This window comes from Arthrobacter sp. 10L430 (genome assembly GCF_056395245.1).
This window is the reverse complement of the sequence record NZ_JBFTJD010000026.1, coordinates 31,027-57,024: the sequence shown is the minus strand read 5'-3', so window position 1 is coordinate 57,024 and position 25,998 is coordinate 31,027. Positions and strand designations below refer to the sequence as shown.

General features: G+C 66.5%; 27 protein-coding genes and 1 pseudogene. 16 read left to right on the top strand and 12 right to left on the bottom strand.

Annotated elements, in window-relative coordinates:
- Positions 1-162 precede the first annotated feature (162 nt).
- A complete protein-coding gene (locus AC1DDG_RS18225; protein WP_476877162.1) occupies positions 163-945 on the bottom strand; it encodes an IclR family transcriptional regulator in 783 nt (260 codons plus the stop codon).
- 263 nt (positions 946-1,208) lie between these two features.
- On the opposite strand from AC1DDG_RS18225, the gene AC1DDG_RS18220 reads away from it, so the two are divergent.
- Genes AC1DDG_RS18220 through AC1DDG_RS18210 form a run of 3 tightly spaced genes read left to right on the top strand, consistent with a single transcriptional unit; the run spans position 1,209 to position 3,859 of the window.
- Positions 1,209-1,925, top strand: coding sequence for a CoA transferase subunit A (locus tag AC1DDG_RS18220; protein WP_476877161.1), 717 nt, complete (start codon positions 1,209-1,211; stop codon positions 1,923-1,925).
- Positions 1,926-1,979: 54 nt separating this feature from the next.
- A complete protein-coding gene (locus AC1DDG_RS18215; RefSeq protein WP_476877160.1) occupies positions 1,980-2,666 on the top strand; it encodes a CoA transferase subunit B in 687 nt (228 codons plus the stop codon).
- Entirely contained in the window at positions 2,663-3,859 is a 1,197-nt protein-coding gene (locus AC1DDG_RS18210; protein WP_476877159.1) for an acetyl-CoA acetyltransferase, read from the top strand. The genes AC1DDG_RS18215 and AC1DDG_RS18210 overlap by 4 nt, the downstream gene beginning before the upstream one ends.
- 123 nt (positions 3,860-3,982) lie before the next feature.
- Here the strand turns inward: AC1DDG_RS18210 and AC1DDG_RS18205 are convergent.
- Positions 3,983-4,677 (bottom strand): annotated as a pseudogene (locus AC1DDG_RS18205) (ankyrin repeat domain-containing protein).
- 96 nt (positions 4,678-4,773) lie between these two features.
- Positions 4,774-5,379, bottom strand: a complete 606-nt coding sequence (locus tag AC1DDG_RS18200; protein ID WP_476877158.1) for a GlcG/HbpS family heme-binding protein — start codon at positions 5,377-5,379, stop codon at positions 4,774-4,776.
- A gap of 215 nt (positions 5,380-5,594) precedes the next feature.
- Between AC1DDG_RS18200 and AC1DDG_RS18195 the strand changes: the two genes are divergently transcribed.
- The 8 genes from AC1DDG_RS18195 (at position 5,595) to AC1DDG_RS18160 (ending at position 13,010) form a co-directional block, all read left to right on the top strand.
- Positions 5,595-6,791: a sensor histidine kinase gene (locus tag AC1DDG_RS18195; protein ID WP_476877157.1), complete on the top strand. Its 1,197-nt coding sequence runs from the start codon at positions 5,595-5,597 to the stop codon at positions 6,789-6,791.
- Positions 6,788-7,414, top strand: coding sequence for a response regulator (locus AC1DDG_RS18190; RefSeq protein ID WP_476877156.1), 627 nt, complete (start codon positions 6,788-6,790; stop codon positions 7,412-7,414). Before AC1DDG_RS18195 ends, AC1DDG_RS18190 begins: the two co-directional genes overlap by 4 nt.
- Positions 7,415-7,485: 71 nt before the next feature.
- Positions 7,486-8,541, top strand: coding sequence for a zinc-dependent alcohol dehydrogenase family protein (locus AC1DDG_RS18185; protein ID WP_476877155.1), 1,056 nt, complete (start codon positions 7,486-7,488; stop codon positions 8,539-8,541).
- Positions 8,542-8,627: 86 nt separating this feature from the next.
- The gene (locus tag AC1DDG_RS18180; RefSeq protein WP_230119311.1) at positions 8,628-8,945 is read left to right on the top strand and encodes a hypothetical protein; all 318 of its coding nucleotides are present in this window, start codon (positions 8,628-8,630) and stop codon (positions 8,943-8,945) included.
- 31 nt (positions 8,946-8,976) lie between these two features.
- The gene (locus AC1DDG_RS18175) at positions 8,977-11,160 is read left to right on the top strand and encodes a PEP/pyruvate-binding domain-containing protein (protein ID WP_476877154.1); all 2,184 of its coding nucleotides are present in this window, start codon (positions 8,977-8,979) and stop codon (positions 11,158-11,160) included.
- Entirely contained in the window at positions 11,161-11,757 is a 597-nt protein-coding gene (locus tag AC1DDG_RS18170; protein ID WP_476877153.1) for a PEP-utilizing enzyme, read from the top strand.
- 289 nt (positions 11,758-12,046) lie between these two features.
- Positions 12,047-12,250: a cold-shock protein gene (locus AC1DDG_RS18165; protein WP_013599688.1), complete on the top strand. Its 204-nt coding sequence runs from the start codon at positions 12,047-12,049 to the stop codon at positions 12,248-12,250.
- A gap of 139 nt (positions 12,251-12,389) precedes the next feature.
- Entirely contained in the window at positions 12,390-13,010 is a 621-nt protein-coding gene (locus AC1DDG_RS18160) for a DinB family protein (protein ID WP_476877152.1), read from the top strand.
- A gap of 84 nt (positions 13,011-13,094) precedes the next feature.
- Here AC1DDG_RS18160 and AC1DDG_RS18155 read toward each other — a convergent pair whose 3' ends face one another.
- Positions 13,095-14,228 (bottom strand): acyl-CoA dehydrogenase family protein, encoded by a 1,134-nt coding sequence (locus AC1DDG_RS18155; protein ID WP_476877167.1) that lies wholly within the window; start codon positions 14,226-14,228, stop codon positions 13,095-13,097.
- Between the two features lie 253 nt (positions 14,229-14,481).
- Here AC1DDG_RS18155 and AC1DDG_RS18150 point away from each other — a divergent pair, with 253 nt between their 5' ends.
- On the top strand, positions 14,482-16,224 hold the full coding sequence (locus AC1DDG_RS18150; RefSeq protein ID WP_476877151.1) for an AMP-binding protein: 1,743 nt from the start codon (positions 14,482-14,484) through the stop codon (positions 16,222-16,224).
- Between the two features lie 3 nt (positions 16,225-16,227).
- The gene (locus AC1DDG_RS18145) at positions 16,228-16,734 is read left to right on the top strand and encodes a MarR family winged helix-turn-helix transcriptional regulator (protein WP_230119306.1); all 507 of its coding nucleotides are present in this window, start codon (positions 16,228-16,230) and stop codon (positions 16,732-16,734) included.
- Positions 16,735-16,774: 40 nt separating this feature from the next.
- On the opposite strand, the gene AC1DDG_RS18140 is transcribed toward AC1DDG_RS18145, so the two are convergent.
- Together AC1DDG_RS18140 and AC1DDG_RS18135 are read right to left on the bottom strand one after the other, a co-directional pair.
- A complete protein-coding gene (locus tag AC1DDG_RS18140) occupies positions 16,775-17,449 on the bottom strand; it encodes a PAS and ANTAR domain-containing protein (RefSeq protein WP_476877150.1) in 675 nt (224 codons plus the stop codon).
- Positions 17,450-17,478: 29 nt separating this feature from the next.
- On the bottom strand, positions 17,479-17,826 hold the full coding sequence (locus tag AC1DDG_RS18135) for a YegP family protein (RefSeq protein WP_476877149.1): 348 nt from the start codon (positions 17,824-17,826) through the stop codon (positions 17,479-17,481).
- A gap of 338 nt (positions 17,827-18,164) precedes the next feature.
- Between AC1DDG_RS18135 and AC1DDG_RS18130 the strand changes: the two genes are divergently transcribed.
- Entirely contained in the window at positions 18,165-18,515 is a 351-nt protein-coding gene (locus AC1DDG_RS18130; protein ID WP_476877148.1) for an ArsR/SmtB family transcription factor, read from the top strand.
- A gap of 21 nt (positions 18,516-18,536) precedes the next feature.
- On the opposite strand, the gene AC1DDG_RS18125 is transcribed toward AC1DDG_RS18130, so the two are convergent.
- The 6 genes from AC1DDG_RS18125 to AC1DDG_RS18100 all read right to left on the bottom strand — a co-directional run bounded on the left by AC1DDG_RS18125 (position 18,537) and on the right by AC1DDG_RS18100 (position 24,091).
- Entirely contained in the window at positions 18,537-18,800 is a 264-nt protein-coding gene (locus AC1DDG_RS18125; RefSeq protein ID WP_476877147.1) for a hypothetical protein, read from the bottom strand.
- Positions 18,801-18,890: 90 nt separating this feature from the next.
- Positions 18,891-19,646 carry a CPBP family glutamic-type intramembrane protease gene (locus AC1DDG_RS18120; RefSeq protein WP_476877166.1) on the bottom strand — a complete coding sequence of 252 codons (756 nt, stop codon included), beginning with the start codon at positions 19,644-19,646 and terminating at the stop codon, positions 18,891-18,893.
- Positions 19,647-19,708: 62 nt separating this feature from the next.
- The gene (locus AC1DDG_RS18115) at positions 19,709-20,488 is read right to left on the bottom strand and encodes an enoyl-CoA hydratase (RefSeq protein ID WP_476877146.1); all 780 of its coding nucleotides are present in this window, start codon (positions 20,486-20,488) and stop codon (positions 19,709-19,711) included.
- Positions 20,489-20,521: 33 nt separating this feature from the next.
- On the bottom strand, positions 20,522-21,499 hold the full coding sequence (gene mmsB / locus AC1DDG_RS18110) for a 3-hydroxyisobutyrate dehydrogenase (RefSeq protein ID WP_476877145.1): 978 nt from the start codon (positions 21,497-21,499) through the stop codon (positions 20,522-20,524).
- Positions 21,492-22,592 carry an enoyl-CoA hydratase/isomerase family protein gene (locus AC1DDG_RS18105; protein WP_476877144.1) on the bottom strand — a complete coding sequence of 367 codons (1,101 nt, stop codon included), beginning with the start codon at positions 22,590-22,592 and terminating at the stop codon, positions 21,492-21,494. The genes mmsB and AC1DDG_RS18105 overlap by 8 nt, the downstream gene beginning before the upstream one ends.
- On the bottom strand, positions 22,592-24,091 hold the full coding sequence (locus AC1DDG_RS18100) for a CoA-acylating methylmalonate-semialdehyde dehydrogenase (RefSeq protein WP_476877143.1): 1,500 nt from the start codon (positions 24,089-24,091) through the stop codon (positions 22,592-22,594). The genes AC1DDG_RS18105 and AC1DDG_RS18100 overlap by 1 nt, the downstream gene beginning before the upstream one ends.
- Before the next feature lie 154 nt (positions 24,092-24,245).
- On the opposite strand from AC1DDG_RS18100, the gene AC1DDG_RS18095 reads away from it, so the two are divergent.
- On the top strand, positions 24,246-25,052 hold the full coding sequence (locus AC1DDG_RS18095; protein ID WP_230119299.1) for an exodeoxyribonuclease III: 807 nt from the start codon (positions 24,246-24,248) through the stop codon (positions 25,050-25,052).
- Positions 25,053-25,085: 33 nt separating this feature from the next.
- On the top strand, positions 25,086-25,985 hold the full coding sequence (locus AC1DDG_RS18090; RefSeq protein WP_230119298.1) for a DUF8083 family protein: 900 nt from the start codon (positions 25,086-25,088) through the stop codon (positions 25,983-25,985).
- Positions 25,986-25,998 lie beyond the last annotated feature (13 nt).

Here is a 25,998-nt window from a genome sequence, read left to right as displayed (position 1 = left end):
CCATCCAACGCCAGATCCAGGCTCTCTGCACGGAGCTACTGACCCTGACCACCGCGAAACAAGGCCCAAAAAAGCAGCCCGCCATCCGGGCAAAATCAAATGAGTCCACGAATCAACCCAGGCGGGCATCTTGACATGATTCCTCGGGGATGCCGAGGGTGGTCAGCCGGCGCTGGGCGTGCGGAGCAGGGCTGAGATCCGGCGTGCCTCTTCAAGGAGGAGCCGGCCCAGGAACTCCTGCCGGTGTCCGCGGAAGCGCGGCTCGATCCCGGTCAGGGACAGTGCCCACGCCGGACGGTTGGCCTGGTCGAACACGGCCGCGCCCATTCCCCAGCTGCCTTCCAGCACCAGGCCGGGGTTCACCGAATAGCCCAGCTGGCGGGTTTGCTTCAGGTTGGCCCGGACCAGTGCCTCCGGGTGCCCTTCTGCGAACTTTCCGGCGTGGACGGGCCACCCGGACAGGACCTGCTCCTGTTCGTTCTCCGGCAGGAAGGCAAGGATGGCCGTGCCTGCCGATGCCACGCCCAGTGGAAACCTGACGCCCTCGTGCAGCACGAACGAGCGCACGGGGAAGCTGCCTTCCTCGCGCAGCAGGCAGACGGTCTCGGAGCCCCTGCGAACGGAGAAGAAGGCGCTCTCGCCTGTTTCCTCGGCCAGCCGCCGCAGGCTGGGCCTGGCAATGTCCTCCAGCGGGAACCGGGCGGAGGCCACCGATCCCAGCAGCAGAACCTCCGGGCCCAGGACCCAGTTGCCGGTCCGGGCATCGTGGTCCAGGAGTCCTTCCGCGGCCAAAGAGGTGAGAAGGCGGTGGACCGTGGGCCGGGTGAGGCCGGATTCTCGCACAAGTTCCAGCAGGGAGCTTCCCTCCGGCCTGCGGCCCGCGATGCGCAACAGTCCGGCAATGCGGCTGACCACCTGGGCCCCCTGAACTGGTGTCGGGTTCATAACTCTCCTTCATGTATCCATAATGTGGATACTCAGAACACTACCGTCCACACTGTAAAAAGACCCATATGTAGGGACAATTTCGTCCTTGACAGTGCCCCTCGGACGCCCGTACGCTCAACATCCAAGGCCTGAGTCCACAAAGTGGAACACGCGGCGAGCATGTTTCGAGACGGTCTGCCAGCAGCCCATCGGAGCCCCCACGATCCAACCCCCCACCGATCCAACCCCAACGATCCAACCCAGCTCAATGAGGAGATGCGATGTCCAAACTTAGATCCGCAGCGGCCGAGGCCTTGCAGGATGTACTCCGGGACGGCATGACGCTCGCCGTCGGCGGCTTTGGCCTGAGCGGCATCCCGGCAGACCTGATCGAGGCCGTCCGGAAGTCGGGCGTCGGCGACCTGACGGTGGTGTCCAACAACATGGGCGTGGACGGCAAGGGCCTCGGTGTCCTGATCGAGGCGGGCCAGGTCCGCAAGGTGATCGCCTCCTACGTCGGCGAGAACAAGCTTTTCGCCGAGCAGTACCTGGCCGGCCTGCTGGAGGTAGAGTTCACGCCGCAGGGCACACTGGCCGAGCGGCTCCGCGCCGGCGGCGCCGGCATCCCCGCGTTCTACACCAAAACCGGCGTGGGCACCCTCGTTGCCGAAGGCAAACCGCTCGCGGAGTTCGACGGCGAAACGTACGTCCAGGAGCGCGCCATCCGCGCCGACGTCGCACTGGTCCACGCACACACGGCCGACACGGACGGCAACCTGATCTACCGCTTCACCGCCCGCAACTTCAACCCAGTGGTGGCCACCGCCGGCGCCGTGACGATCGCCGAGGCCGAGGTGATCGTGGAGCCCGGCGAGCTGGACCCGAACCACATCGTCACCCCCGGCGTCTACGTCCAGCGCCTCGTCCAGGCGAGCAAGCGCGTCAAGGACATCGAGCAGCGCACCGTACGCCCGCGCGTCGAGCCCGTCCCCGCCTAACCCAGCGCGAACGAACACTTAAGCCCCCCGATTTTGAACCCCAAGGAGAAACCCATGGCCTGGACCAGGGATGAAATGGCTGCCATCGCGGCCGAGGAACTCAACGACGGCGACTACGTGAACCTGGGCATCGGCATCCCCACGCTCGTGGCCAACAACCTGCCCCAGGGCGTCCGTGTCGTGCTCCAGAGCGAGAACGGGCTGCTCGGCATGGGCCCGTTCCCATTCGAGGGCGAGGAAGACGCCGACCTCATCAACGCCGGCAAGCAGACCGTCACCGTGCTGCCAGGCGGCAGCATCTTCGACTCCGCCACGTCCTTTGGAATGATCCGCGGCGGCCACGTCAAGGTTGCCATCCTGGGGGCCATGCAGGTTTCCGGCAGCGGCGACCTCGCCAACTGGACCATCCCCGGCAAGATGGTCAAGGGCATGGGCGGCGCCATGGACCTCGTCGCCGGGACCCCGCGCGTCGTCGTCCTCACCGAGCACAACGCGAAGGACGGCACCGCCAAGATCGTCAAGGAGTGCACCCTGCCGCTTACCGGCCTCCGCGTGGTGGACCGGATCATCAGCGACCTCGCGGTCTTCGACCTGGAAAAGACGGACGACGGCGGCCGGCAGCTCACGCTCACCCGCCTCGCGCCAGGGGTGACCGTGGAGGAAATCCGCGGGAAGACCGAGGCGGAGTTCACGGTCGCACCCGAAAATGCCGCCCCCGCTTTGGAAGGAGCCTCAGCATGAGCCTCAAAGATCAGTTCGGCAAGGACGTCCTGCTCACCGGCTGGGGCCACAGCCGCTTCGGCAAGCTGACGGACGAGACCCTTGAATCCCTGATCGTTCAGGTCGCCACCGAGGCTATCGGCAACGCAGGGATCGAACCCGGCCAGATCGACGAGATCTACCTCGGCCAGTTCAACTCCGGCATGATGCCGCTGGCGTTCCCGTCCTCGCTCGCGCTGCAGGTCTCGGAGCAGCTGGCCAACGTCCCCGCCACGCGGGTTGAGAATGCCTGCGCCTCGGGGTCGGCCGCGTTCCAGCAGGGCACCAAGTCGCTGCTGGCAGGCACCGCAAAGACCGTGCTTGTGATTGGCGCCGAGAAGATGACCCATGCGGGGGCGGACGTCGTGGGTGCGGCACTGCTGGGGGCGGATTACGACATGGCCGGCAAGGCCTCCACCACCGGCTTCACCGGGCTGTTCGCGGAGGTGGCCAAGCATTACGGGAAGCGCTACGGATCCAGCGTCGGGAACCTCGGCGACGTCCTGGGCACCATCGCGGCCAAGAACCACCGCAACGGCGTGGACAACCCCTACGCCCAGCTCCGCAAAGACCTCGGCGAGGAGTTCTGCCGCACAGTGTCGGACAAGAACCCGATGGTGGCCGATCCGCTGCGCCGCACCGACTGCTCCCCCGTGTCCGACGGCGCCGCCGCCGTCGTGCTGTCTGTCTCACCGACCGCCGGGGTCACTGCCCCGGTCCGGCTCGCCGGATTCGGCCACGCGAGCGACTTCTTCCCCGCAGAACGCCGCGACCCCACCGCCTTCGCCGCCACCCGCGTCTCCTGGCAGCGCGCCCTGGCGATGGCCGGCGTCGGGATCAAGGACCTGGACTTCGCAGAAGTCCATGACTGCTTCACCATCGCCGAGCTGCTCATGTACGAAGCAATGGGCCTTACGGAACCTGGGCAGGGCGTCCGCGCCATCGAGGAAGGCTGGGTGTTCAAGGACGGGAAGCTGCCCGTCAATGTATCCGGCGGCCTCAAGGCCAAGGGACACCCCGTGGGTGCGACGGGCGTTTCCCAGCACGTCATCGCAGCCATGCAGCTCACCGGCACCGCCGGCGACATGCAGCTGGCCGGCCCCCGCCGGGCAGCGGTGCAGAACATGGGCGGCGTAGGAATCGCCAACTACGTCAGCGTGCTAGAAGCTGTCTGAGCCCAGGCGCCGAACCGTCCTGACCTTCTTTTGTCCGCAGACCGCGCCGACACGCGAATTCACCCGCGCGTCGGCTGCGTGGCCGCCGAATGAAGGTCAGGACGGCGACGTGGGCATGGCCATCTAGCTGCGGCCCCGGATCAGGGCCGCAATGTCGGCAAAGCCCAGCCGCTCCGCATTGTCCAAAGCCGTCCGGCCCTGGGGGTCACGGATGGAGGGGTCGGCGCCGGCCGCAGGAGCAGCCGGACCACTTCCTGTTGCCTAGGACCGCCATTGTTGAGCAGGACGGCCTCCTGCATGGCAGTCCAGCCGAGGTTGTTCACGTGGTTGACGGGAACTCCCGCGGCGATAAGGATCCGGACCGTGTCCACATGGCCGTGTTCGCTGGCCGGTATGAGTGCAGTCCCGCCGTAGCGGTTGGTACTGGACACATCCGCACCGTTGGCCAGGGTCAGCCGAAGCACGTCGTTGAACCCTTCAGCTCCGGCGTAGAGGAACGCCGAATCCTGGATCGCGTCCTTGGCGTTGACGTTACTGCCGGCCCGGATCAGCTGCTTGACCAGCGGCGCATTGTTGGCTTTGGCTGCAAGGATCAGCCGCCGGTCGAGCTCCGCCTGGGCCTCCCGGGGCGGCGCCGGGCGCGAAGCCGTGGCCCCTGTCGGCGTGGAAGTCTGCGACTTTGCCGGGCCTAGCGTTCCCGGGCGCGGCGTGGCCGGACTCGAGGTGGCCGATGGCGCACTGGGTCCGGCGGTGGCAGCGCTGTCTGACGCCGTGCCTCCGGCGCCCACGGCGCTGCATCCTGCCACTGCTGCTGCCACGGTAACGGCCCCTAGTGCGCTCACAACCGACATCTGTCCCGGCGCCGACGTGTACCGACGCCGTCCAGCAGCCTTGAACCACCGCATGAACCGAACCTACCCGGCGATGGCATCGGCACCCGCTGCCGCGCAGGCTTCGTCGAGCTTGCCGTCCGGGGCGCCGCCCACGCCGATGCCGGCCACTGACACGCCGTTGACCTTGAGCGGCACTCCGCCGGGCAGGAAGAGCGTGCCGGGAAGGTCGGCGATACTGGGGCCGTTGCCCGTGATGCGCTTGGCCAGCTCGCTCGTGGGGGCACCAAAGGCGGCAGCGGTATAGGCCTTCCGCTTGGCCGATTCGATGGTGTGCTCAGCCGCGTTGTCGCCCCGGAGGAGCGCCTGCACGGTGCCAAACCGGTCGACCAGCGCTACCGTGACGAAGGGCAGCTTGTCCGCCTGGCACTTGGCAAGCGCCGCGCCCACCGCCTTGGCCGAGGCGCCGACGGTGATCCGGCTTTGAGCCACAACGTTGGCTGGCACCGGCTGCACGTCCGCGGCAGGCACGGCAGCGGGTACGGCGGCGGGTACGGCGGCGGACACCGAAGCCGGTTCAGCCGCCCGCGCCGAGGAACCGCTTCGGGAGTTGGCGGCGGCGGTCGCACCTGCCGTCAGGACGAGCGCTCCGGCTGCGGCGGCGGCAAAAACCTTGCTGGACTTTTTCACGGTAGTTCTCCTTTTAGCGCTGAGACTCAGCTGAAATCCGGTGGCGGAATCGGGTACGTTTCCATCGTGCCGCCTGCTCCGAACGCGCACATCGGGCCTTCGTCGGCACCGTGCTCCGCCTAACAGCCAGCGGGATCAGCCAAAAGGCTGAGGGACTAGCAACGGCGCGGGCAATAGCATGGTGGATAGCACTCCCTCCACCGGAACCGGACGCCATGCCTTCCTCAGCCCCAGCACTCCCCCAGGAAACCCTGCCCGGCCGGACAGCCCAGGCATCAGGCCCCCTGGGCAGGATTGACGCCGCCGTCCACCTGGGTTTCGCGGTGCTGCTGGTGGCGTCGGTGGTGCGTTACGTGATGCGGCACAGCCCTGCTGACAACCTCATGGTCCCCGGCCTGGCCGCCGCCGCCTGCGTTCTCTACGCCGTCATCGCCGTGCTTGCCCAGCGCGGGCGTCCCTGGGCCGTCTGGATGTTCATCCTCGTCGCCGTGTGGGCGGTCTTGGTGGTTGCCGCGCCCAGCTTCGCGTGGTGTTCGTTTGCGCTGTTCTTCCTCTGCCGCACGGCATTCCAGGGGGCGGTGGCCTACATCGCAGCGGGCGCGACGGCCGCCGCCACCGCCGTCGGGCTGTTCCGGCTCAGCGACGGCACCGACCTCGCCATGCTGCTTGGTCCGCTTGCCGTCGGCGTCATGCTGACCCTGATTTACGACCGCATCGAGCACGACGCCGCGGAGCAGCGCCGCTTGCACGCTGAGGTGTCGCTCGCCCAGGGACAGCTGGCCGCCAGCGAGCGCCGGGCCGGCACCATTGCCGAGCGTGAGCGTGTGTCCCGCGAAATCCACGACACCGTCACGCAGGGCCTGGCCAGCAGCCTGCTGCTCCTGGAAGCGGCGAACCGCGCCTGGCCTGCCCCGTCGTCCCGGCAGGACCTCAGCCAGGCCAGCGGGCTGCTCCGCCGGAACCTGTCAGAAACGCGGAGCCTCGTCCACGAGCTCGCTTCCCCCGGACTGGACGCCTCTCCCCTGCCCGAGGCCCTGCTGCAGGCCGCCTCGCAGTATGTCCCCGGGGCGCGGCTGCTGGTCACCGGCGAGCAGCGGCCCGTTCCCGCGGACGTCCGCCACACACTCCTGAGGGTAGTTCAGAGCGCGGCAGCCAATATCCAGCTCCACGCGTCCGCAGCGAACGCGACGCTGACGCTCGGCTTCCTTCCGGAGGCCGTCACCCTGGACATTTACGACGACGGCGGCGGCTTTGATCCGGCGGCGGCAGCACCGCCATCGGACGCCGGAGGCTACGGGCTGCGGGCCATGCGGCAGCGGGTGGAACAGCTGGGCGGCGTATTCTCGGTGGAAAGCGCCCCCGGGGAAGGGACCATCGTGGCCGCGCAACTGCCTGCCAGGGAGGACGCATGAGCGCCATCACCGTCCTCCTGGCTGACGATCACCTCGTGGTCCGGAGCGGGCTCAAGGCGCTGCTGGGAACCCAGCCGGACATCGACGTCGTGGCCGAGGCCGCATCAGGCGAAGAAGCCTTGGCGAAGGTAGAGGAACATTCCCCAGCCGTGGTGGTCATGGACCTGGCCATGGGCGCCGGCATGGACGGCATCGAAGCCATCCGGAGGATCCGCGAACGCAACCGGCGGCAGGCGGTGCTCGTGTTCACCACGTACGATTCCGACGCCGACATCGTCCGCGCGGTGGACGCCGGCGCCATGGGCTACCTGCTCAAGGACGCCGCACCGGAGGAGATTTTCGCCGCCATCCGGGGTGCCGTACAGGGCAGGAGCGTGATGAGCGCCCCGGTGGCCTCCCGGCTGTTCCAGCAGCTGCGCAATCCCGACGAGGTCCTGACCCCGCGCGAAGCCGAGCTGCTGAGCCTCCTCACCGAGGGGCTCAGCAACCGCGAACTCGGCCAGCGGCTCTTCATCTCCGAGGCCACGGTCAAAACCCACCTGGCCCACATTTACGCCAAGCTCGGAGTGGAAACGCGGGCAGCAGCCATCGCCACCGCCATCCGCCGGGAGGGCATGCGCTAGGCCGGGCCGCCACGTACGCGTGCGGGGTCTACACTCGTTCAGGTCACGCCCACCTTCCGACAGGAGCAGCCATGCGCGCCACCATTATCCACGGCCCCGGAGACATCAGGGTGGAGGACCGGGACTATCCGTCCGTCCAGCTCCCCACGGACGCGGTGGTCACGGTGACTGCAGCATGTGTGTGCGGCTCAGACCTGTGGCCGTACCGCGGCGTGAAGCCAACCCACGCGCCCTCCGCCATAGGTCACGAATTCATCGGCGTGGTGGAGAGCGTCGGCGATGATGTGAAGGCTCTCAAGGAGGGCGACTTCGTGATAGCCCCGTTCGTGGTGAGCTGCGGCGAGTGCCCGCAGTGCCTGAACGGCGTCACAGTCGCCTGCGACCGGCTCGCCGGCTGGGGCGGCAAGGACGATGCAGGATTAAGGATAGACGGCGGCCAGGGCCAGGCAGTGCGTGTCCCCCTTGCCGAGTCCACCCTGGTCAGGGTGCCCGACGTCGGCGACCCAGACGATGCGCTCCGGAAGAACCTCCTGACGCTGTCCGACGTCATGGCCACCGGCCACCACGCCGCCCTCAGCGCCCAGGTCTCTCCCGGCCGGACCGTTGTGGTGGTGGGCGACGGCGCCGTGGGGCTGTGCGGTGTCCTGGCAGCCAGGCGCTTAGGTGCCGAGCGGATCATCGCGATGTCGCGCCACGCTGACCGGCAGGCCATCGCCCGCGAGTTTGGCGCCACGGACATCGTGGAAGAACGCGGGGACGACGGCGTGGCGAAGGTCCGTGAGCTGCTCGGCGGCGTCCTCGCGGACTCGGTGCTGGAGTGCGTGGGGACCAAGGAGTCCATGGAACAGGCCCTGCATTCGGTCCGTCCAGGCGGCGCCCTGGGGTTCGTCGGGGTACCGACCGGCGGCGCCGAGATTCCGCTGCGCTATCTGTTCGATAGGAACATCACCGTGGCAGGCGGGATGGCTCCCGCCCGTACATATATCCCGGAACTGCTGGCAGACGTGCTGGCCGGGACCATCAACCCGGGCCGGGTGTTCGACGTCGAAATGCCGCTCGAGGAAGCAGCCGAGGCCTACAAGGCAATGGACGAACGCCGGGCCATCAAGGTGCTGCTGACTCCATAAGACGGACCCGCTCCGGCTATTGCATGGCCGCGGGCCGGGGTCTAGCGTGATCGGCATCAGCATCCACCGCCCCTCAAGGAGCCGTCATGGCCGGGTTTGTGCAGATCATCGAATTCCAAAGTTCCCGCATCAAGGAGATTGAAGAATTGGGCCGGCCGTCAAGGACCGAGGGAGCGACTGACCCCACGTTCCGTCGCATCGTGGCCACCGCGGACCGCGACCGGCCGGGGACCTACTTCACCATCGTCGAATTCGATTCCTACGAGTCGGCCATGGAAAACTCCAACCGGCCGGAAACGTCCGACTTCGCCGCGAAGATGGCGGCGCTGTGTGACGGACCACCGGTCTTCCGCAACCTTGACGTCATGTGGGAGGACACGGGCGAGGCTTCGGACGCTCCCTAGCGGCCGAAATCCGCGAAACCGGGAGCCGGAAATGGCCTCCCCGCAGCACGCCGACCAGGACAGTCTCGTGCTGGAGCTCGGCAGCCTCGGCTCGGCACCACTTTCCCGCGTGGGCGGCAAGGCCCTCAACCTCGGGAAGCTGGCCGCTGCGGGTTTCCCCGTGCCGCCAGGTTTCTGCCTGACCACCTCGGCCTACGCACTGGCGGTTCCACGGGAGCTGGACGCTCTGGCCGCTCGCCTTGACGGGATCGGCCCCGTGGCTGCCTCCATCGACGCCGAGGCAGCGATTGCCGAGCGCCAGCTTGAACGGAGCCAGCCTGCCGAGCGCCAGCTTGCCCAGCGGGCGCGGGAGCTTGTGGGGACGTCACCGGTCCCACCGGAAGTCGCGGCGGCCCTCCGCACTGCCTACGCAGCGTTGGGTGCCGCGCCCGGCGCCGAACACGCCCCGGCGGTGGCGGTTCGCTCCTCCGCCACCGCGGAGGACCTGTCCTTCGCGAGCTTCGCCGGGCAACAGGATTCGTTCCTGGATGTCGTCGGTGCCGACGCTGTGATCGAGGCCGTCCGGCGATGCTGGGCCTCCCTGTGGACCGACCGGGCGGTTGCCTACCGCTCGGCCAACGGGATCAGCCATCGTGACACAGGACTCGCCGTCGTCGTCCAGCTTTTCGTCGACGCCGCCACTGCGGGTGTGTTGTTTACCGCCAATCCGGTCACCGGCACACGCGGTGAAACCGTCATCGATGCGAGCCCGGGACCAGGCCAGGCCGTGGTCTCCGGGGCAGTGAATCCGGACCATTTTACCGTGGACAGTGCGACGGGGCGGATTCTGCAGCTTGTCCGCGGACGCGTCGGTGCGGCCACTGCCGACCTCGAGCCCGGCAACGCCGGTGGCCAGCCGAGCCTTGCCGACGCCGAGGTCCGTGCTCTGACCGCGCTGGGCCTCGACGCCCAGCGGCTGTTCGGCGAACCCCAGGACGTCGAATGGGTCATCGACGCCGGCGGCATGATTTGGCTGACCCAGTCGCGTCCGATCACTACGCTGTACCCCCTGCCTGATCCATCGTCCGCGGAACCGTTCGGCGTTGAATCCGAGCCAACATCCGACGTCCGCGTTTATCTGTGCGGCTCCCTGCTCCAGGGGCTGACCCGCCCCATCACGCCAATGGGGCTTTCCGCGCTGGGCATGTGGGGCGACCGCAGATCGCCGTGGACCTACGTCAGCCCCGGCCTGCGCATGTATATGGACCTCACCCCTTTAGTGCGCAGCAAGTCCGGCCGCCGGGCCCTGGTGAGAATGCTCCCCCTGGCGGACGGTCGCTCGGCAGCCGTTCTCCCCGCACTTCTGGACGACCCGAGATTCAGCGTCATCAAGCACCCGCTCAGGAAAGCGCCGGCCACAGCGGACGGGGCCCGCGGAGGCGGTTCCTTTGCCCGCCCTGGCCTGGTGACGTGGCTGCTTCCGGCCCTGATTCGAGCCGCTCTCCGGCCGGAAGCAGAATTGCGCAGGGCACGGACCTTCGAACAACGCCTCGCGAAGGATCTGGCACTGCGCGAGCCCGCTACCGCCTTCCGGCGCCTCGACCACGCCGAGCATGCAGCGGCGCGGACGGTTGATGGCCTCTTCCGATCCACACTGCCGGGGCCCGCCACGGGCTATACGATGCTGGCCCTGGCCCGCTGGCTTCTGCGCGGAATTGCCGAACCTCGCGAGCTGGAAGCAGTCCTCCGCGGATTGCCCCACAATGTGACCACCGAAATGGACCTTGAACTCTGGCGTTTTTCCGTGTCCATCGCCGGGGACCCAGCCTCGCGCAGTGCATTCCTCGACAAACAGCCTGATGAACTGGCCGTCAGCTACGCCGCAGGAGAGCTGCCCGCTGTGGCGCAGTCCGGCCTGCGCGGATTCCTGGAACGTTATGGCCACCGCGCCGTGGCGGAGATCGACTTGGGCATGCCCCGGTGGGCCGAGAAGCCGGACCATCTTCTCGGGATGATTTCCAACTACCTTCGGGTGGAGGATCCGGAACAGGCTCCGGACCGGCAATTCCAGCGGGCGTCCGATCACGCGGAGGCGAGAATTCGCAGCCTCGTTGAGCGGGCCCGTACAAGGAGCCAGCTGCGGGGCCGTCTGGTGGCGCTGTGCCTGCACCGGTCACGGCAGCTGTGCGGGCTACGCGAACTTCCGAAGTTCTACGTCGTCACGGTGCTCGGCTAAATGCACAGGCAGCTCACCGCCGTCGGCGCCGAGATGGCCAGGACCGGTGCCGTCGCCGCCGCCGCGGACGTCTTCTTCCTCAGCTTCGACGAGGTCCGCGTGGGCCTGCGCGGGGCCGATCTGAAGGGAATGGTGACCGACCGCCGTCAAATTTATGATGCTGAACTGCGGCGCCGGCGAATTCCCCGGCTCCTGCTCTCCGATGGCACGGACGTCGAGGCCGTGGTCGCCGGTGCGGCCGCGGCCCCCGGAGGAATGGTCGGGACACCCGCATCCACGGGCACGGCCACCGGACGGGTCAGGGTGATCCTGGACCCTGTGGGCGCGCGCCTGGAACCCGGGGAAATCCTGGTGGCGCCTTCCACAGATCCGGGCTGGACGCCGCTCTTCCTGACCGCTGGTGCGCTGGTGATGGAAATGGGCGGCGTCATATCCCACGGGGCGGTGGTGGCCCGGGAGTACGGCATCCCCGCCGTCGTGGGCGTGCCGGACGCCACCAGCAGGCTGCGCACCGGTCAGACCGTAACTGTGGACGGCGCAGCGGGGACTGTTACCGAGGTTGCGACCGCCGCAACCGACGTTGGGACCGTGAGGTAGTCCGGTCCTTGGAGGAGCAGATCGGGGACCCTCCGTAGCCCGCGGAATGCCCCGGGATTTCGTGCTGCTGCAGGCGGACGTCTTCAAATTCGCCCTGCCCGGGACTAGGAAACCGCAGGTCCGGCCACCCCCTGCGGACCGAATCTGCCGTTACAGGAGGGACAGTTGATGACGGTAGCTATTGCACGGCCAGCGTACGCACCCTAGGTTTGAGACAGCGGAAGACAGTCTCCGCATCTGCCTGCCGTCGGAGCAGGACCAGAAAAGGGTTACAAAGGAAGTAGTAGTAATGGCAACAGGCACAGTTAAATGGTTCAACGCCGAAAAGGGTTTTGGCTTCATCGCTCCGGATGACGGATCAGCAGATGTTTTCGCGCACTACTCGGCAATTGCCAGCAGCGGCTACCGCTCCCTGGATGAAAACCAGAAGGTCGAATTCGATGTGACCCAGGGTCCCAAGGGCCCGCAGGCAGAGAACATTCGCCCGCTGTAAGGCTTGAAAACTGCCCGGGATGTGCCGACTGGCACATCCCGGGCAGTTTCTTACCTACTTACATGGACGGAGTTCGTGGACCGCCGATCCGGACCGCGCAGACACCCCATACCGGGGCGATCTCGGTAGAGTGCCCACTATGGATGACAAAGCGATTCTGCACCGCTACCTCCGCACGCGCCGGGCCCAGCTGCTCGCAAAGCTCGACGGCCTCGGTGAGTATGACGCCCGCCGCCCAATGACGCCCACCGGGACCAACCTGCTGGGCCTGGTCAAGCACGTTGCGAGCGTGGAGCTGGGCTACTTCGGTGAGGTGTTTGGCCGCCCCAGTGAGCGGGACGTCCCCTGGCTCGACGACGGCGCGGAACCGGATGCTGATATGTGGGCGACGGCTTCGGAGACCCGCGATGAGATCGTGGACCTGCACCGCTTCTCAGCCTCCCACAGCGACGCCACTATCGAGGAACTGCCCCTCGACGCGCCCGGCGTGGTGCCGTGGTGGCCCGAAGAGCGGAAGCACGTGACCCTGCAGCAGATCCTGGTGCACATGTGCGCAGAGACGGCCCAGCACCTGGGGCACGCCGACATTCTGCGGGAACTCATCGACGGCTCAGCCGGTCAAGGGCCCAACGACCCCAATATCCCGCAGCGGAGCGCCGCGGAGCAGACGGCGCACTTCGGCCGGATCGAGGCCGCGGCACGCGAAGCGGCCACTCCGGCGAAAACACCCGCAACGCCGCCGTTCGTGTCTGAACGCTAGGCATCAGCGCCCCGCGGTTCGCCGGTTTTAGGCCTTGGGTTTCGGCGCCGGCTTTAGCGCCGGCTTTAGGCTCTGGGGCAAGCGCTAGACGAAGGCCGACACCCCCGTTACCGCCCGCGCCACGATGAGCGAGTTGATCTCGTAGCTGCCCTCGTAGGTGTAGAGGATTTCAGCGTCCCCGAACAGCTTTCCCATTTCGAAGTCACTGCTGATGCCGTTGCCGCCCAGCAGCGAACGCCCCATGGCCACCGAGGCACGCGCCAGCCGGGTGGTGGTGGACTTGGCCATGGCGGCCTGGGCCATCTCGAGTTTGCCTTCCTCCTGGATCCTGGCAAGCTGGGCCATCAGCGCCAGGGACGCGGACGCATTGCCGAGGATCTCGGCGAGTTGCTGCTGGATCAGCTGGAAGCGGGCCAGCTCCTTGCCGAACTGCCGGCGCTGCAGCGAGTAGGCGCGCGCGACGTCGAACGCGGCCAGCTGGATCCCGGCCCCCTGCCAGCCGACCCAGGCACGTGAGTCCCGCAGGAGCTCGTTGGCCTTGGAGAAGTCCGTAGCCCCGGGGAGCAGGCTGGCCTCCGGGATCCGGACGTTGTCCAGCACGATGTCCGCGTTCTGCATGATCCGCAGGCCGATCTTGTTGGCGATTTTAGTGGCCGCGTAGCCGGGCCGGTCCGTTTCCACGATGAAACCCTTGATCTGCTGGTCGGTCTCATCCCGGGCCCACACCAGGGCAAAATCAGCAATGGTGCCGGCTCCGATCCAGCGTTTGGCCCCGTTGATCACCCACTCGCCGTCCTCGAGCCGGGCAGTGGTGGCCAGGCCGCCGGCGATGTCCGATCCGTGGTCCGGCTCTGTCAGGGCGAAGGCCCCCAACTGCGTGAAGGCAGTCAGTCCGGGCAGCCAGCGCTGCTTCTGTTCGTCGGAGCCGAGCTCCTGGATCATGCCCACAATCAGTTCGTTGTGGATCCCCACCAGGGCGGAAAGCGACACGTCGGCCCGGGCCACCTCCACGTACATGAGGCCTTTGAAGAGCTTGGACGTGCCGTCCGTCTGCAGCCCGCCGAGTCCGCGCTTTCCCATCTCAGCCAGCAGCCCAAACGGGAATTCCTCGCGGTTCCAGTAGTCAATGGACTGTGCCCTCACCCTGGCCTGCAGGAACTCCCGGATGTCCAGGTAGCGCTTCCGCTCGTCAGGAGGGAGTAGGTCGGCAATGTACATGAGGTCGGCGTCGGGGAACGGCGGCACGGAAACCTCCGGCCCACCTGCCGCCTGCGGAGGCACCGTCCGCCGGGCAGCATCAGCACCTGCGGATTGCATGCCTTCCGATTGCATATCTGTGGATGGTGCGCTGTCACGTCCTTGTGGCTGCACGGGCATGTATCCCTTCGCTCTTCCAAACCCTTGGATGTCCTAGTATATTGCACAGTGATGTGGATCACTAGGACGTGCATCTCGAGGCGAAAGGTGCCCCATGACAGTCACCGATGACTTCCGTGCAGCACGCGACCAGCTGCTGGCCCTGCGCGATGACTACGGACAGGCCCGGGGCAGCTTCCAGTGGCCACGGTTCGAGGAGTTCAACTTCGCCCTGGACTGGTTCGACGCCGTCGCGGCGGATCCGGCCACCGGCGGCAACCCCGCGCTGGTGATCGTGGAACAGGACGGTTCGGCCACGCGGCGCAGCTTCGGCGAGCTGTCGGCACGCTCAAACCAGGTGGCCAACTGGCTCCGCAGCCAGGGCGTTCGGCGCGGAGACCGCATGATCATCATACTGGGGAACCAGGTGGAGCTGTGGGAGCTTATGCTGGCCGGCATCAAGCTCGGCATCGTGCTCATCCCCACCACCACCCTGATGGGTCCGGCGGACCTGAAGGACCGCGTGGAGCGCGGCGAGGCGGCGTGGGCCGCCGTCGGAAGTTCCAACATCGGCAAGTTTGCCGACGTTCCCGGCGCCTACACACTGATTGAAATCGGCGAAGCCGGCACCGCACCCACCCGCGCGGTCCAATACTCCGACTCCGCCGCCTCCGCCGAGGACTTCACCCCGGACGCAGTCACGAAGGCCGATGAGACCCTGCTGCTGTACTTCACCTCGGGCACCACGTCGAAGGCCAAACTCGTGGAGCACACGCACACGTCCTACCCCGTGGGCCACCTGTCCACGATGTACTGGATCGGCCTGGAGCCCGGGGACGTGCACCTGAACGTTGCCTCCCCGGGATGGGCGAAACACGCCTGGTCCAACGTGTTTACGCCGTGGATCGCCGAAGCCTGCGTGTTCATCTACAACTACGACCGCTTCGACGCCCGCGCCCTGATGGACCAGATGGACCGCGAAAAGGTCACCAGCTTCTGCGCCCCGCCCACGGTCTGGCGAATGCTCATCCAAGCAGACCTCACGCTCCTCCGGAACCCGCCCACCAAGGTGGTTTCGGCCGGCGAACCGCTCAACGCCGAGGTGATCGGGCAGGTCCACCGGGCCTGGGGCCAGACCATCCGGGACGGCTTCGGCCAGACCGAGACCACGGTGCAGGTGGCCAACACCCCGGGCCAGCCGGTCAAGATCGGCGCCATGGGCCAGCCGCTGCCCGGTTACGATGTGGTTCTCGTTGACCCCTCCACCGGGGAAGAAGCCGACGACGGCGAGCTCTGCCTGCGCCTGGACCCCCGCCCCGTGGGGCTGATGAAGGCGTACTACGGCGACCCCGGGAAGACGTCGGACGCCTTCCGCGGCGGCTACTATCACACGGGCGACATGGCCAGCCGGGACGAGCGCGGCATCATCACCTATGTGGGCCGCGATGACGACGTCTTCAAGTCCTCCGACTACAGGCTGTCCCCGTTCGAACTGGAGAGTGTCCTGATCGAGCACCCGGCGGTGGCCGAGGCCGCAGTCGTGCCTTCTCCGGATCCGGTCAAGCTGTCCGTGCCCAAGGCCTTCGTGGTCCTCGCAGCTGGCCATGAGCCCGGGCCGGAACTCGCCGAGGAGATCCTGCGCTACTGCCGCGATCACCTGGCTCCCTTCAAGCGCATCCGCCGCATCGAATTCGCCGACCTGCCGAAGACCATCTCCGGCAAGATCCGGCGCGTCGAACTGCGGCACAGCGAAGAGATCCGGCACGCCGGCAATTCCGTTTCCGGCAGTCCCCTCGCCCAGAACCTGGGCACGGAATATTCGGAAACGGACTTTCCGAGCCTGAAAAGCCAGGGGTGAGCGATGGGAACACCGCTGCCCCGCGACCCCATCGCCGACGCCCAGCGGAACTGGGAACGCCACGGCTGGGGTAATGTCGCCGCGCCGATGGCCGCCATTACCGCGATCATGCGTACCCAGCAAATTCTCCTGGCCCGTATCGAGGGGGCGCTCAAGCCGTTTGGCCTGACCTTCGCACGCTACGAGTTGCTTGCCCTGCTGAGTTTCGCCCGGAGCGGCGCCCTGCCCATGAGCAAGGCGAGCGCCCTGCTCCAGGTCCATCCGACGTCGGTGACCAACGCCGTCGACCGCCTCGAAAAGGCCGGCCTGGTGATCCGTTCACCGCATCCCACGGACGGGCGCACCACACTGATCGAGCTCACCACGGAGGGGCGCACCGTTGCCAAAAGAGCGACGGCGGTACTCAACACCGAGGTTTTCAGCCAGTCCGGCTTCGCTGACGGTGAGGTGGACCAGCTGATCCGGATCCTGGGCGATTTCCGCCGCCAGGCAGGGGACTTCTCCGATTAAGGGCGGACTCGCCGGCCGGGCCCGCAGTGGAGTCCTCAACTTAACGGCCGGGCACGGCATCCTCGCCTGCTGCCCGCGCGGACGGCAGGAGTAATTCCTGCACGAAGGTGTCGAGCAGGGCCGCCTGATGCGGACTGTTGGCAAGCTGCACCAGATCGGCCGCCGTGCTGGACAGCTTGATGTTGGTGTGCTGGCTGTGGGTGGAAAGAAGGTCGAAGGCGGCATCGGAGCCGATCCGCAGGATCCCCATGAGTATTCCCTTGGCCTGTTCAATGGTGCTTCGTGTCCCGACGGCCCCTTCGACCGCCTCGCGGGACGCCCGTTCGGTCTCCCAGCGAAGCGTGCTGGTGAGGTCAATAATGAACCCGTCCACCGCCCGCAGGACGCCTGCCTCCACCACCGCCTCCCCCGCAGTGAGGACGCGGTGCTCGCGCAAGCGGGAGTCGATAAGGCGGTGATAGCTGCAGAAAAATCCCCCCGAAACACAGGCGGCGGCGAATATGTCGCGGCAGCGGTCCCTGTCCTCGGGGTGTTTGTGGGAGTAGAGCAGTTCGATCGTCGGCACGATCTCCCCGCGGCAGTAACCATGGAGGGCAAAGATTTCATCGGACCAGTGCAGCTCAAGGGACTCCGCATCATAGCGGAACGTCCCGGCCACGCAGTCCGCGTCGCCAAGGGCGCTGGAGTACGTTTTTACGCTCTTCGGCTCGTTCATCGCGACATCTTCAGCCGCACCGCGTCCGCTCATTTCACCCCGGGCGGCTGTCCGCTGGAGGAGGAAACGAGGGACCGTACGGGGGCGGACACCGTGCACGCCTGCCGCACCTCGGGGCGTGCCGGGAGGCCGCGCCGAAAGCCTGCCCCTGAACCGCCCGCTGGAACCGCAGCCGGGCGGCGCGGAGGCTGGCGGTCAGCCGGTGCCGCCGAAAGTTCCGTCACATGGCCCATTCCTGCATACTCGCGAACAGCTGCAATACCTTCCACTGCTGCTGCCTTGTCGGGAAAGGCCCGGGACACTGCCATCACGGTACCGTCCGGGGCTGTGAGCTGAAATCTGAACGAAGCATCAGCGTCAATGAATAGTTCGAACATGCCGGCCATGAAGTCCTCCCCGATCAAGAGAATTATCAGGCTTCCGATGACGCCGTCGGCACCGGAAGCGGTCGAAGTGTTCCCTTATCGCGCCACAAATGATGGCGGGCGCGAATTGATGAATTCATGAAAGTGTGAACCAGTTGTGCCCATTTTTCAAGGTCAGTCCACGCCTTAGCACCGCCCCGGGCGTCCGTCCGAGACATTAGGATGCAGGATTTGCCTGCCCGGGCAATCGGCGGTCCTAAGACAGACCGTTCTGTCTCTATACTTGATTCTAGGCGCGGCTATTCGTCCCCGCCGGTACCGGATTGGGGATTGCGGCGGAGGGAAATTCGATGGATGACATGCCAGGCGGCGTTGTCCTGACCGATGTGAAAGCGGACCTCTTCAAATCGATGGGCCATCCGGCACGCATCCTCATCCTGGAGATGCTGGTTGCCGGCCCCGTGGCTGTAAGCCGGCTCCGGGACGACACGGGCCTGGAGGCCTCGAATCTTTCCCAGCACCTGGGAATCCTTAGACGACAGCGGCTGGTCATCCCATCCCGCAAGGATGGCCGCCTGTTTTACGAACTGTCCTGCACTGACGTGAGCGAACTTCTGGAAGCAGCCGCCGGACTGCTTGGATCCGTCCGGCAATCCACAGGCGGGCTCCAAACCTCCCGAAGCCTGCAGACTGTCGGCTGACGCCCGCTACCGACCATCCCGCTAGGCCGGGCTTGCGGCCTCTTTCTGCGCGGGCGATCCGAAGAGCCAGGCTGCAACGTCGCTTCGCAGGATCAGGTGGGGACTGCCAGTGGCACTGACGCTGCCGGTCGGCACGTAGTAGCCGCGGCCGGATCCCGGGCCACCTACCGCACGGTCCAGCGCCTCCACGATCCGACGGCTCAAATGGCCGTGGGGACCTGCGGCGTGGATCTCCTCAAGTTCGTCCAGGGTGAGTCGTCCCAGTACAGCAGCGATGTCTGCCACGATCGTTCCCTTCTCGCACAATTGCTTGAAGTGCAACGATAGAGCGCCGCGATTAACGGCGGGTGAAATCGCGGCGGCGATCAGCCGTACTCAGTACAGGAAAATGTCGAACCATGCCCGGTTATGGGCGTGGAGCAAAACGAGGAAGAGAACGAAGTCGAAGAGCAGGTGAACGGCCACAATGTAGGAAAGCGACTTCGTCGCCGAGAATATGCGGGCCTGCAGGAGCGCGAAGGGAAAGATGAACAGCGGCGCCCAGGCCCGGAATCCCAGTTCCCACAGGAAGGATGTGAACAGGACGGCCTGCAGGAGGTTGGCCTGCCAGTCGGGCAGGTGCCGGCGGAGCAGCGCGAAGGACGTGCAGATGAAGAACAGCTCGTCCCAGATACCCAGGGTGTTCGTTCCGACGAAGAGCCGTGCGATGCCGTCGGGGTCATGCACGGCCGGCCAGTTGGCGTAGACCCCTGTCCTGATCATGTAAACGGGCAGCACACCGTAGCCCAGCACCACCACAAGGGGCAGGTACAGCTTCTCTCCGCGCGTCCACTTATTGCCGGTCATGACCGGAAAGACCACTGCGTGCTCTTTGGTGATCCAGCGCGAAACAGCATACGGAATCCCCACGGCCAGGATCATGGCGGATCCCATGACGAGCATGTGTGAAGTGCTGATATCCGTGGTGATCGGAACAGCACTGACCGCGGCGACCCCCACCGCAATCAGGACAAGGTCGCGCAACAGCGCCCGATCAACGAACGCGGCAACCACCAGCGAAGCTGCCAGCAGGGCGTAGCCGGGAACGCTCTGGTCCAACGCGAACAGGGTGAAGCCGGACAGCGACAGCATCCCCGCCGGGATGACGCGCAGGGAAGTCCCCTTGACAGTGCGCTGCACGGCCAGGGGGATGTTCACCGGTGCCTGAACTCCGGCTGGCGCTTCTCCGAGAAAGCCGCCATGCCTTCTTTCTGGTCCTCGGTGGCGAAGAGTGAATGGAAAAGCCTGCGCTCAAAAAGCACGCCCTGCGCCAGCCCCGTCTCGAACGCCGCGTTGACCGCTTCCTTGGCCAGCATGGCGGCGGGTTTTGATTTGGACGCGATGATTTCGGCTGCCTGCAGCGCCTCCTCCACGGTATCCGCTGCCGGCACTACCCTGGCCACGAGACCGGAGCGTTCCGCCTCTTCGGCATCGATGAACCGGCCGGTTAGGATCATGTCCATCGCCTTGGCCTTGCCCACAGCGCGGGCCAGCCGCTGGGAGCCGCCCATGCCGGGAAGCACTCCAAGATTGATTTCGGGCTGGCCGAACTTGGCGTTGTCCCCGGCGATGATGAAATCGCACATCATCGCCAGTTCACAGCCGCCGCCCAGGGCGAAGCCGGACACCGCCGCAATCAGCGGAATCCGCAGCCTGGTGAGGTCTTCCCACCCGCGGAACCAGTCGGCGTCGTACATCTCGATGTAGCCCTTGGAGGCCATCTCCTTGATGTCCGCACCGGCTGCGAAAGCCTTGCCTGAACCTGTGATCACCACGGCGCCCACCCCAGGATCGGTGTCCATGGCTGACACCGCGGCAACGAGCTCATCGAGGGTCGCCCTGTTCAGGGCGTTCAGCGCCTCGGGCCGGTTCAGGGTCACCAGGCCCACTCGGCCACGGCGCTCCACCAGAATGTTCCCGTACTCCTGCGACATGCGTGCCCCTCATGGTTGGTCGTAAAACTAAGACTACTGACCGGACTTGTCCCGGATGTCGGTGATGATGCCGGAAAAATCCCGTCCGGCACCGCCCTCGGCGGCGAAGGCGTCATATATTTCCGAAGCCAGCGGCCCCATGCGGGCTGCAACGCCCGTGCTTTGGACGGCATTGAGGGCCAGCCTGAGGTCCTTCGCCATCAGCGCACCGGCGAATCCGGGCTGGTAGTCCCGGTTCGCCGGGCTCGTGGGCACCGGCCCCGGGACAGGGCAATTTGTGGTGAGCGCCCAGCACTGCCCGGACGCTGCCGAGGCGACGTCGAACAGTGCCTGATGCGTCAGCCCCAGCTTCTCGCCGAGGACGAAGGCCTCGCTCACGGCGATCATTGAGACGCCCAGGATCAGGTTATTGCAGACCTTCGCCGCCTGCCCGGCACCGTGCTGCCCGCAATGGACCACGCGCCGGCCCATCACCTCCAGCATCGGCCGCACGGCTTCAAAGTCCTCCGGCAGGGCGCCCACCATGAACGTCAGGGTGCCCGCCTCTGCGCCCACCACACCGCCGGAAACCGGCGCGTCGACTGCCCGGTGCCCGGCTTCGATTGCCAGCCGCGCCGCCTCCCGGGCCTCATCAACGTTGATGGTGGAGCAGTCCAGGAACATGGTGTCCGGGCCGGCAGCCGAGAGCAAACCGGCCCGCCCTTCTTCGCCCTGGTAGGCGTCCAGCACGTGCCGGCCGCTCGGGAACATGGTGAGGACCACGTCCGCCCCGGCCACTGCTTCGGCGGCGCTGCCCGCGGTGGGGACGCCGTGTTCACCCGCGGCTTCGAGGGCGGCCGGCACGACGTCGAATCCCGCGACTGTGTAGCCGGCCTTGACCAGGTTGACCGCCATGGGGCCGCCCATATGGCCCAGCCCGAGGAGCGCTATGTGCTCCTTCTTCGCCGCCGGTCCGGTGGCAGCCGCATCGCCGCCGGGCCCTGCAGCGTCCGGTGTCGCAACGTCAGGCATTGTCAGTCTCCTTCTCCAAAAGAACCAGCTCCCTGTCCCCCAACGGCGCAAAGAACCGCTCGACGTCGGCCGCGTGCACTTCCGACAGCGTGGGCGGCCGCCACTGCGGATGTCGGTCCTTGTCCACCACCTGCGCGCGGATCCCTTCGCGGAAGTCCGGGCCCGCCAAGCAGCGCAGTCCCACCCGGAATTCCTGAGTGAGGGCCTCGTCGAGAGTGAGCCCCGCAGCGCGCCGCAGCGATGCGAGGGCCACCTTTACCGCCGTGGGTGACTTGGTCTCGATGGTGTCCGCAGCCTCTGCCGCCTCACCGCCCGCAGCCCGCAGCTTCCGGAGGATTTCTTCGGCGTCGCCGGCCGTGTAGCAGGCGTCGATCCAGTGCCGCTGCGCCTCCAGCCCCGAGGCCGGCGGCTTTTCGGCGAAGCGCCCGACGGCGGCTTCCGCGGTTTCGTGTTCAAGCGCTGCCGCCAGGTCTGCGAGCTTTTCGGACTGGACAAAGTGGTCGGCAAGTCCCAGGAACAGCGCATCGGCGCCGTCCAAATGGGCGCCGGTCAGGGCCGCATGGGTGCCGGCCTCCCCCGGCGAGCGCGCAAGCAGCAGGGTGCCGCCGACGTCGGGCACGAACCCGATGGTGGTTTCCGGCATCCCCGTCCTGGTCCGCTCAGTGACGATGCGGACGGAGCCGTGGGCGGAGATCCCCACGCCGCCGCCCAGGACCAGTCCGTCCATGAATGCCACATACGGCTTGGGATACCGGGAGATGAGCGAGTTGAGCCGGTACTCCGCTTCCCAGAAGCCGGCGGTCTCATCGCCGCCGGCCAGGATGTCGCGGTAAATGGCCACGATGTCCCCGCCCGCGCACAGGCCCCGTTCACCGGAACCCTGCACCAGGACGGTGGCCACGCCGTCGTCGTCGGCCCAGGCGGTGAGCCGGTGCAGCATTGCGGCCACCATGCCGGCGTTGAGCGCGTTGACCGCCCTGGGGCGGTTCAGCGTGATGACGCCCAGGTGGCCGCGCCGTTCAAACAGGACCTCCGCATCGGCATTGTCAGTGTCAGTGTCAGTCGGGATTGAATCAGAGCGCCGCTCAGCCATCAGCTTCCTTCCGGCATGATGAAGCTGGCCCCTTGGCGGATACCCGAAGGCCACCGGGTGGTCACCGTCTTGGTCTTGGTATAGAAGCGGAAGGCGTCGGCGCCGTGCTGGTTGAGGTCTCCGAAGCCGGACGCCTTCCACCCGCCGAAGGTGTAATAGGCAATGGGCACCGGAATGGGCACGTTGATGCCCACCATGCCCACTTGGACCCGACTGGCGAAGTCGCGTGCGGCGTCCCCGTCTCGCGTGAAGATCGCCACGCCGTTGCCGAACTCGTGCTCGCTGCAGAGCCGGAGGGCTTCGTCGTAGTCTGAGGCGCGCAGGACGCTCAGCACGGGGCCGAAGATCTCCTCCTTGTAGATCTTCATGTCCTTGGTGACGTTGTCGAAGAGCGTCGGTCCCACCCAGAAGCCGCCGCCGTAGCCTTCCACCGCAAGTCCGCGGCCGTCCGCCACCAGCGTGGCGCCTTCGTCGACACCGGACTGGATGTAGCCCTCGATCCGCTCCTTGGCAGCTGGCGCCACCACCGGCCCGAAGTCCGAGTCCTTGTCCAGGCTGTGGCCGACCTTCAGGCCCTTGATTCGCTCCTGGAGCCGTGACACGAGCCTGTCCGCAGTATCCTCACCCACCGGAACCGCCACGGAGATGGCCATGCAGCGTTCGCCGGCGGACCCGTACCCTGCCCCGATCAGGGCGTCGGCGGCCATGTCGAGGTCCGCGTCGGGCATGATCACCATGTGGTTCTTGGCCCCGCCGAAACACTGGGCGCGCTTGCCGTGGGCGGCCGCGGTGGCGTAGATGTACTGGGCGATGGGCGTGGAGCCCACGAAGCCGATTGCCTTGACGCGTTCGTCCTCAAGCAGCGCGTCCACGGCTTCCTTGTCGCCGTTGACCACGTTGAACACGCCGTCCGGCACGCCGGCCTCCGTGAAGAGCTCGGCCAGCCGCAGGGGCACGGACGGGTCCCGTTCCGAGGGCTTGAGGATGAAGGCGTTGCCGGCCGCGAGGGCCGGGCCGGACTTCCAGAGCGGGATCATTGCAGGGAAGTTGAACGGCGTGATGCCCGCAACCACGCCCAGCGGCTGGCGCATGGAATGCACGTCAATGCCGGATCCCGCGTTGTCGGAGAACTCGCCCTTGAGCAGATGAGGGGCCCCGGCAGCGAACTCCACTACTTCGATGCCGCGCTGGATGTCGCCCTTGGCGTCTGGAATGGTCTTGCCGTGTTCCGAGGACAGCAGCCTGGCCAGCTCGTCCAGGTTCTCGTTCACGAGGTCCACGAACTTGAGCAGGATGCGGCCGCGGCGCTGGGGGTTCATGCCCCCCCACTCCAGTTGGGCCTTTTCCGCGCTGGCGATGACGTTGCGGACCTCCTCGGAGCTGGCCAGCGGCAGCCTGGCCTGGACCTCACCGGTACAGGGGTCATAAACATCGCTGAACCGGCCGGAGGTGCCGTCGACCCTGTGGCCGTCAATGTAGTGGGACAGTTCGCGCACCATGATGGAATGCTCCTTTGCATGTGACCCAGGTCATCTTGGACCTGAATATACTCGGACTTCCTACTAAATTCCAGAGTCCAGGAACCGGCATGCGCGCGCGTTCCGCCTTTGGTGCCCCATTCACCCGGGGCCCAAGTTCGGTAAGTTAGGAACTGTGAAGATAGCTACCTGGAATGTGAACTCCCTCCGTGCCCGAGCCGACCGAGTGGAAGCCTGGCTGCAGCGCTCTGACTGCGATGTCCTGGCCATTCAGGAAACCAAGTGCAAGGACGACAACTTTCCGTGGGAGCTGTTCGAACGGATGGGCTACGAGGTGGCGCACTACGGCCTGAACCAGTGGAACGGCGTGGCAATTGCTTCCCGGGTGGGGCTCGACGACGTTGAACGCGCGTTTGTGGACCAGCCGGTGTTCGGCAAGGCGGGCAAGGACCCCATACAGGAAGCCCGCGCCATGGCAGCGACCTGCGGCGGCGTCCGCGTCTGGAGCCTGTACGTCCCCAACGGCCGCGCCCTCAACGATGAGCACATGCCCTACAAGCTCAAGTGGCTGGACTCCCTCAAGAACCACGCCGCCGGCTGGATCACGGAGAACCCCGAAGCGCAGATCGCGCTGATGGGCGACTGGAACATCGCGCCCACGGACGACGACGTCTGGGATATCGACATGTTCCTCTCCCAAGGCCTGACGCATGTCAGCGAACCCGAACGTGCCGCATTCCGCGCCTTCGAGCAGGTCGGCTACTCGGACGTGGTCCGCCCGCACACCCCCGGCCCCGGCGTCTACACCTACTGGGACTACACACAGCTACGCTTCCCCAAGAAGGAAGGCATGCGGATTGACTTCGTCCTGGCGTCGCCAGCCCTTGCCGCGCGTGTCACCGGAGCCTCGATCGACCGTGAGGAACGCAAGGGCAAGGGCGCCTCTGACCATGCCCCCGTGCTGGTGGAGCTTGCCGACTAATGGGGACTGACAACCAGTGACGGGGAGGCAATCATGACGGGAAACCTCTACCGGGGCCAGGCTGGCCTGCCGTTCTCGTCCACGCTCCGGGTCTATGAGCCGCTGGATGCCTTCCCCGAGGACCAGCAGGCTGCCCTCAAGGCGGCCGGCAAGCGTGCTGCCTCCCGCGCCGCCGTCGAAAACGCCGAGCTGCTGGCCTCGCTGGGACGGATCACCAGGCCCGGCGGCGATCCGTTCCCCACAGGACGGACCGATCTGGTGCGCATCACCCGCGCGCCCGGCGTGCCGGTGGAGAACGGTGCCAAAGACGCGGCGGACACGGAAAAATCCGACGGCGCTGCACTCCTTTACTGCCCCAGCCAGCTGGTGCTGCGGGCCGGACTGGCGGCCAATGCGCTGATGGAGGGAATCCACGGGCCGCTGGCCGAACTCCTGATTCCGGAAGAGCAGCGCGACAGGCACCAGGAGCGAATCGATCTGGTCAACGCGCGCGAAGGCGCCACCCGCGTGCACACCCGGGCGTCCACCTGGGGCATCCCGTTCAGCTGGTTCTCCCTGTTCCTCGAGTCTGATCCGCAGGAAGTGGTGGAGTCCGGCGGCCGGATCCTCACCGTCCGGGTCTGGACGCCCATTGCCCAGGCCCTCGACCGGGTGCGTTACGCCGTGGCGAACCTCGCCCTGGCCGCGCCGGACCTCGACATGCTCGATGACCTCACGCAGCTCACCGAATGGCTGGAGCTCTTCCATGCGGATGCCATGGTCGAACTGGACTACGGGGCGGTGGCAGACAAGGTCTACCCGGATGATTCGCCCATGGACGTGCGCCTTGGCATCGAGTGCCTCGCCGAGGGAGACATGACCGGCGCAGCTGCCGCCTACCGCAGGCTCGCTTCGCGCTGGATCCCCATCCGGCAGCTGGCGCGGGCATCCTGACCCCTGACGCCCG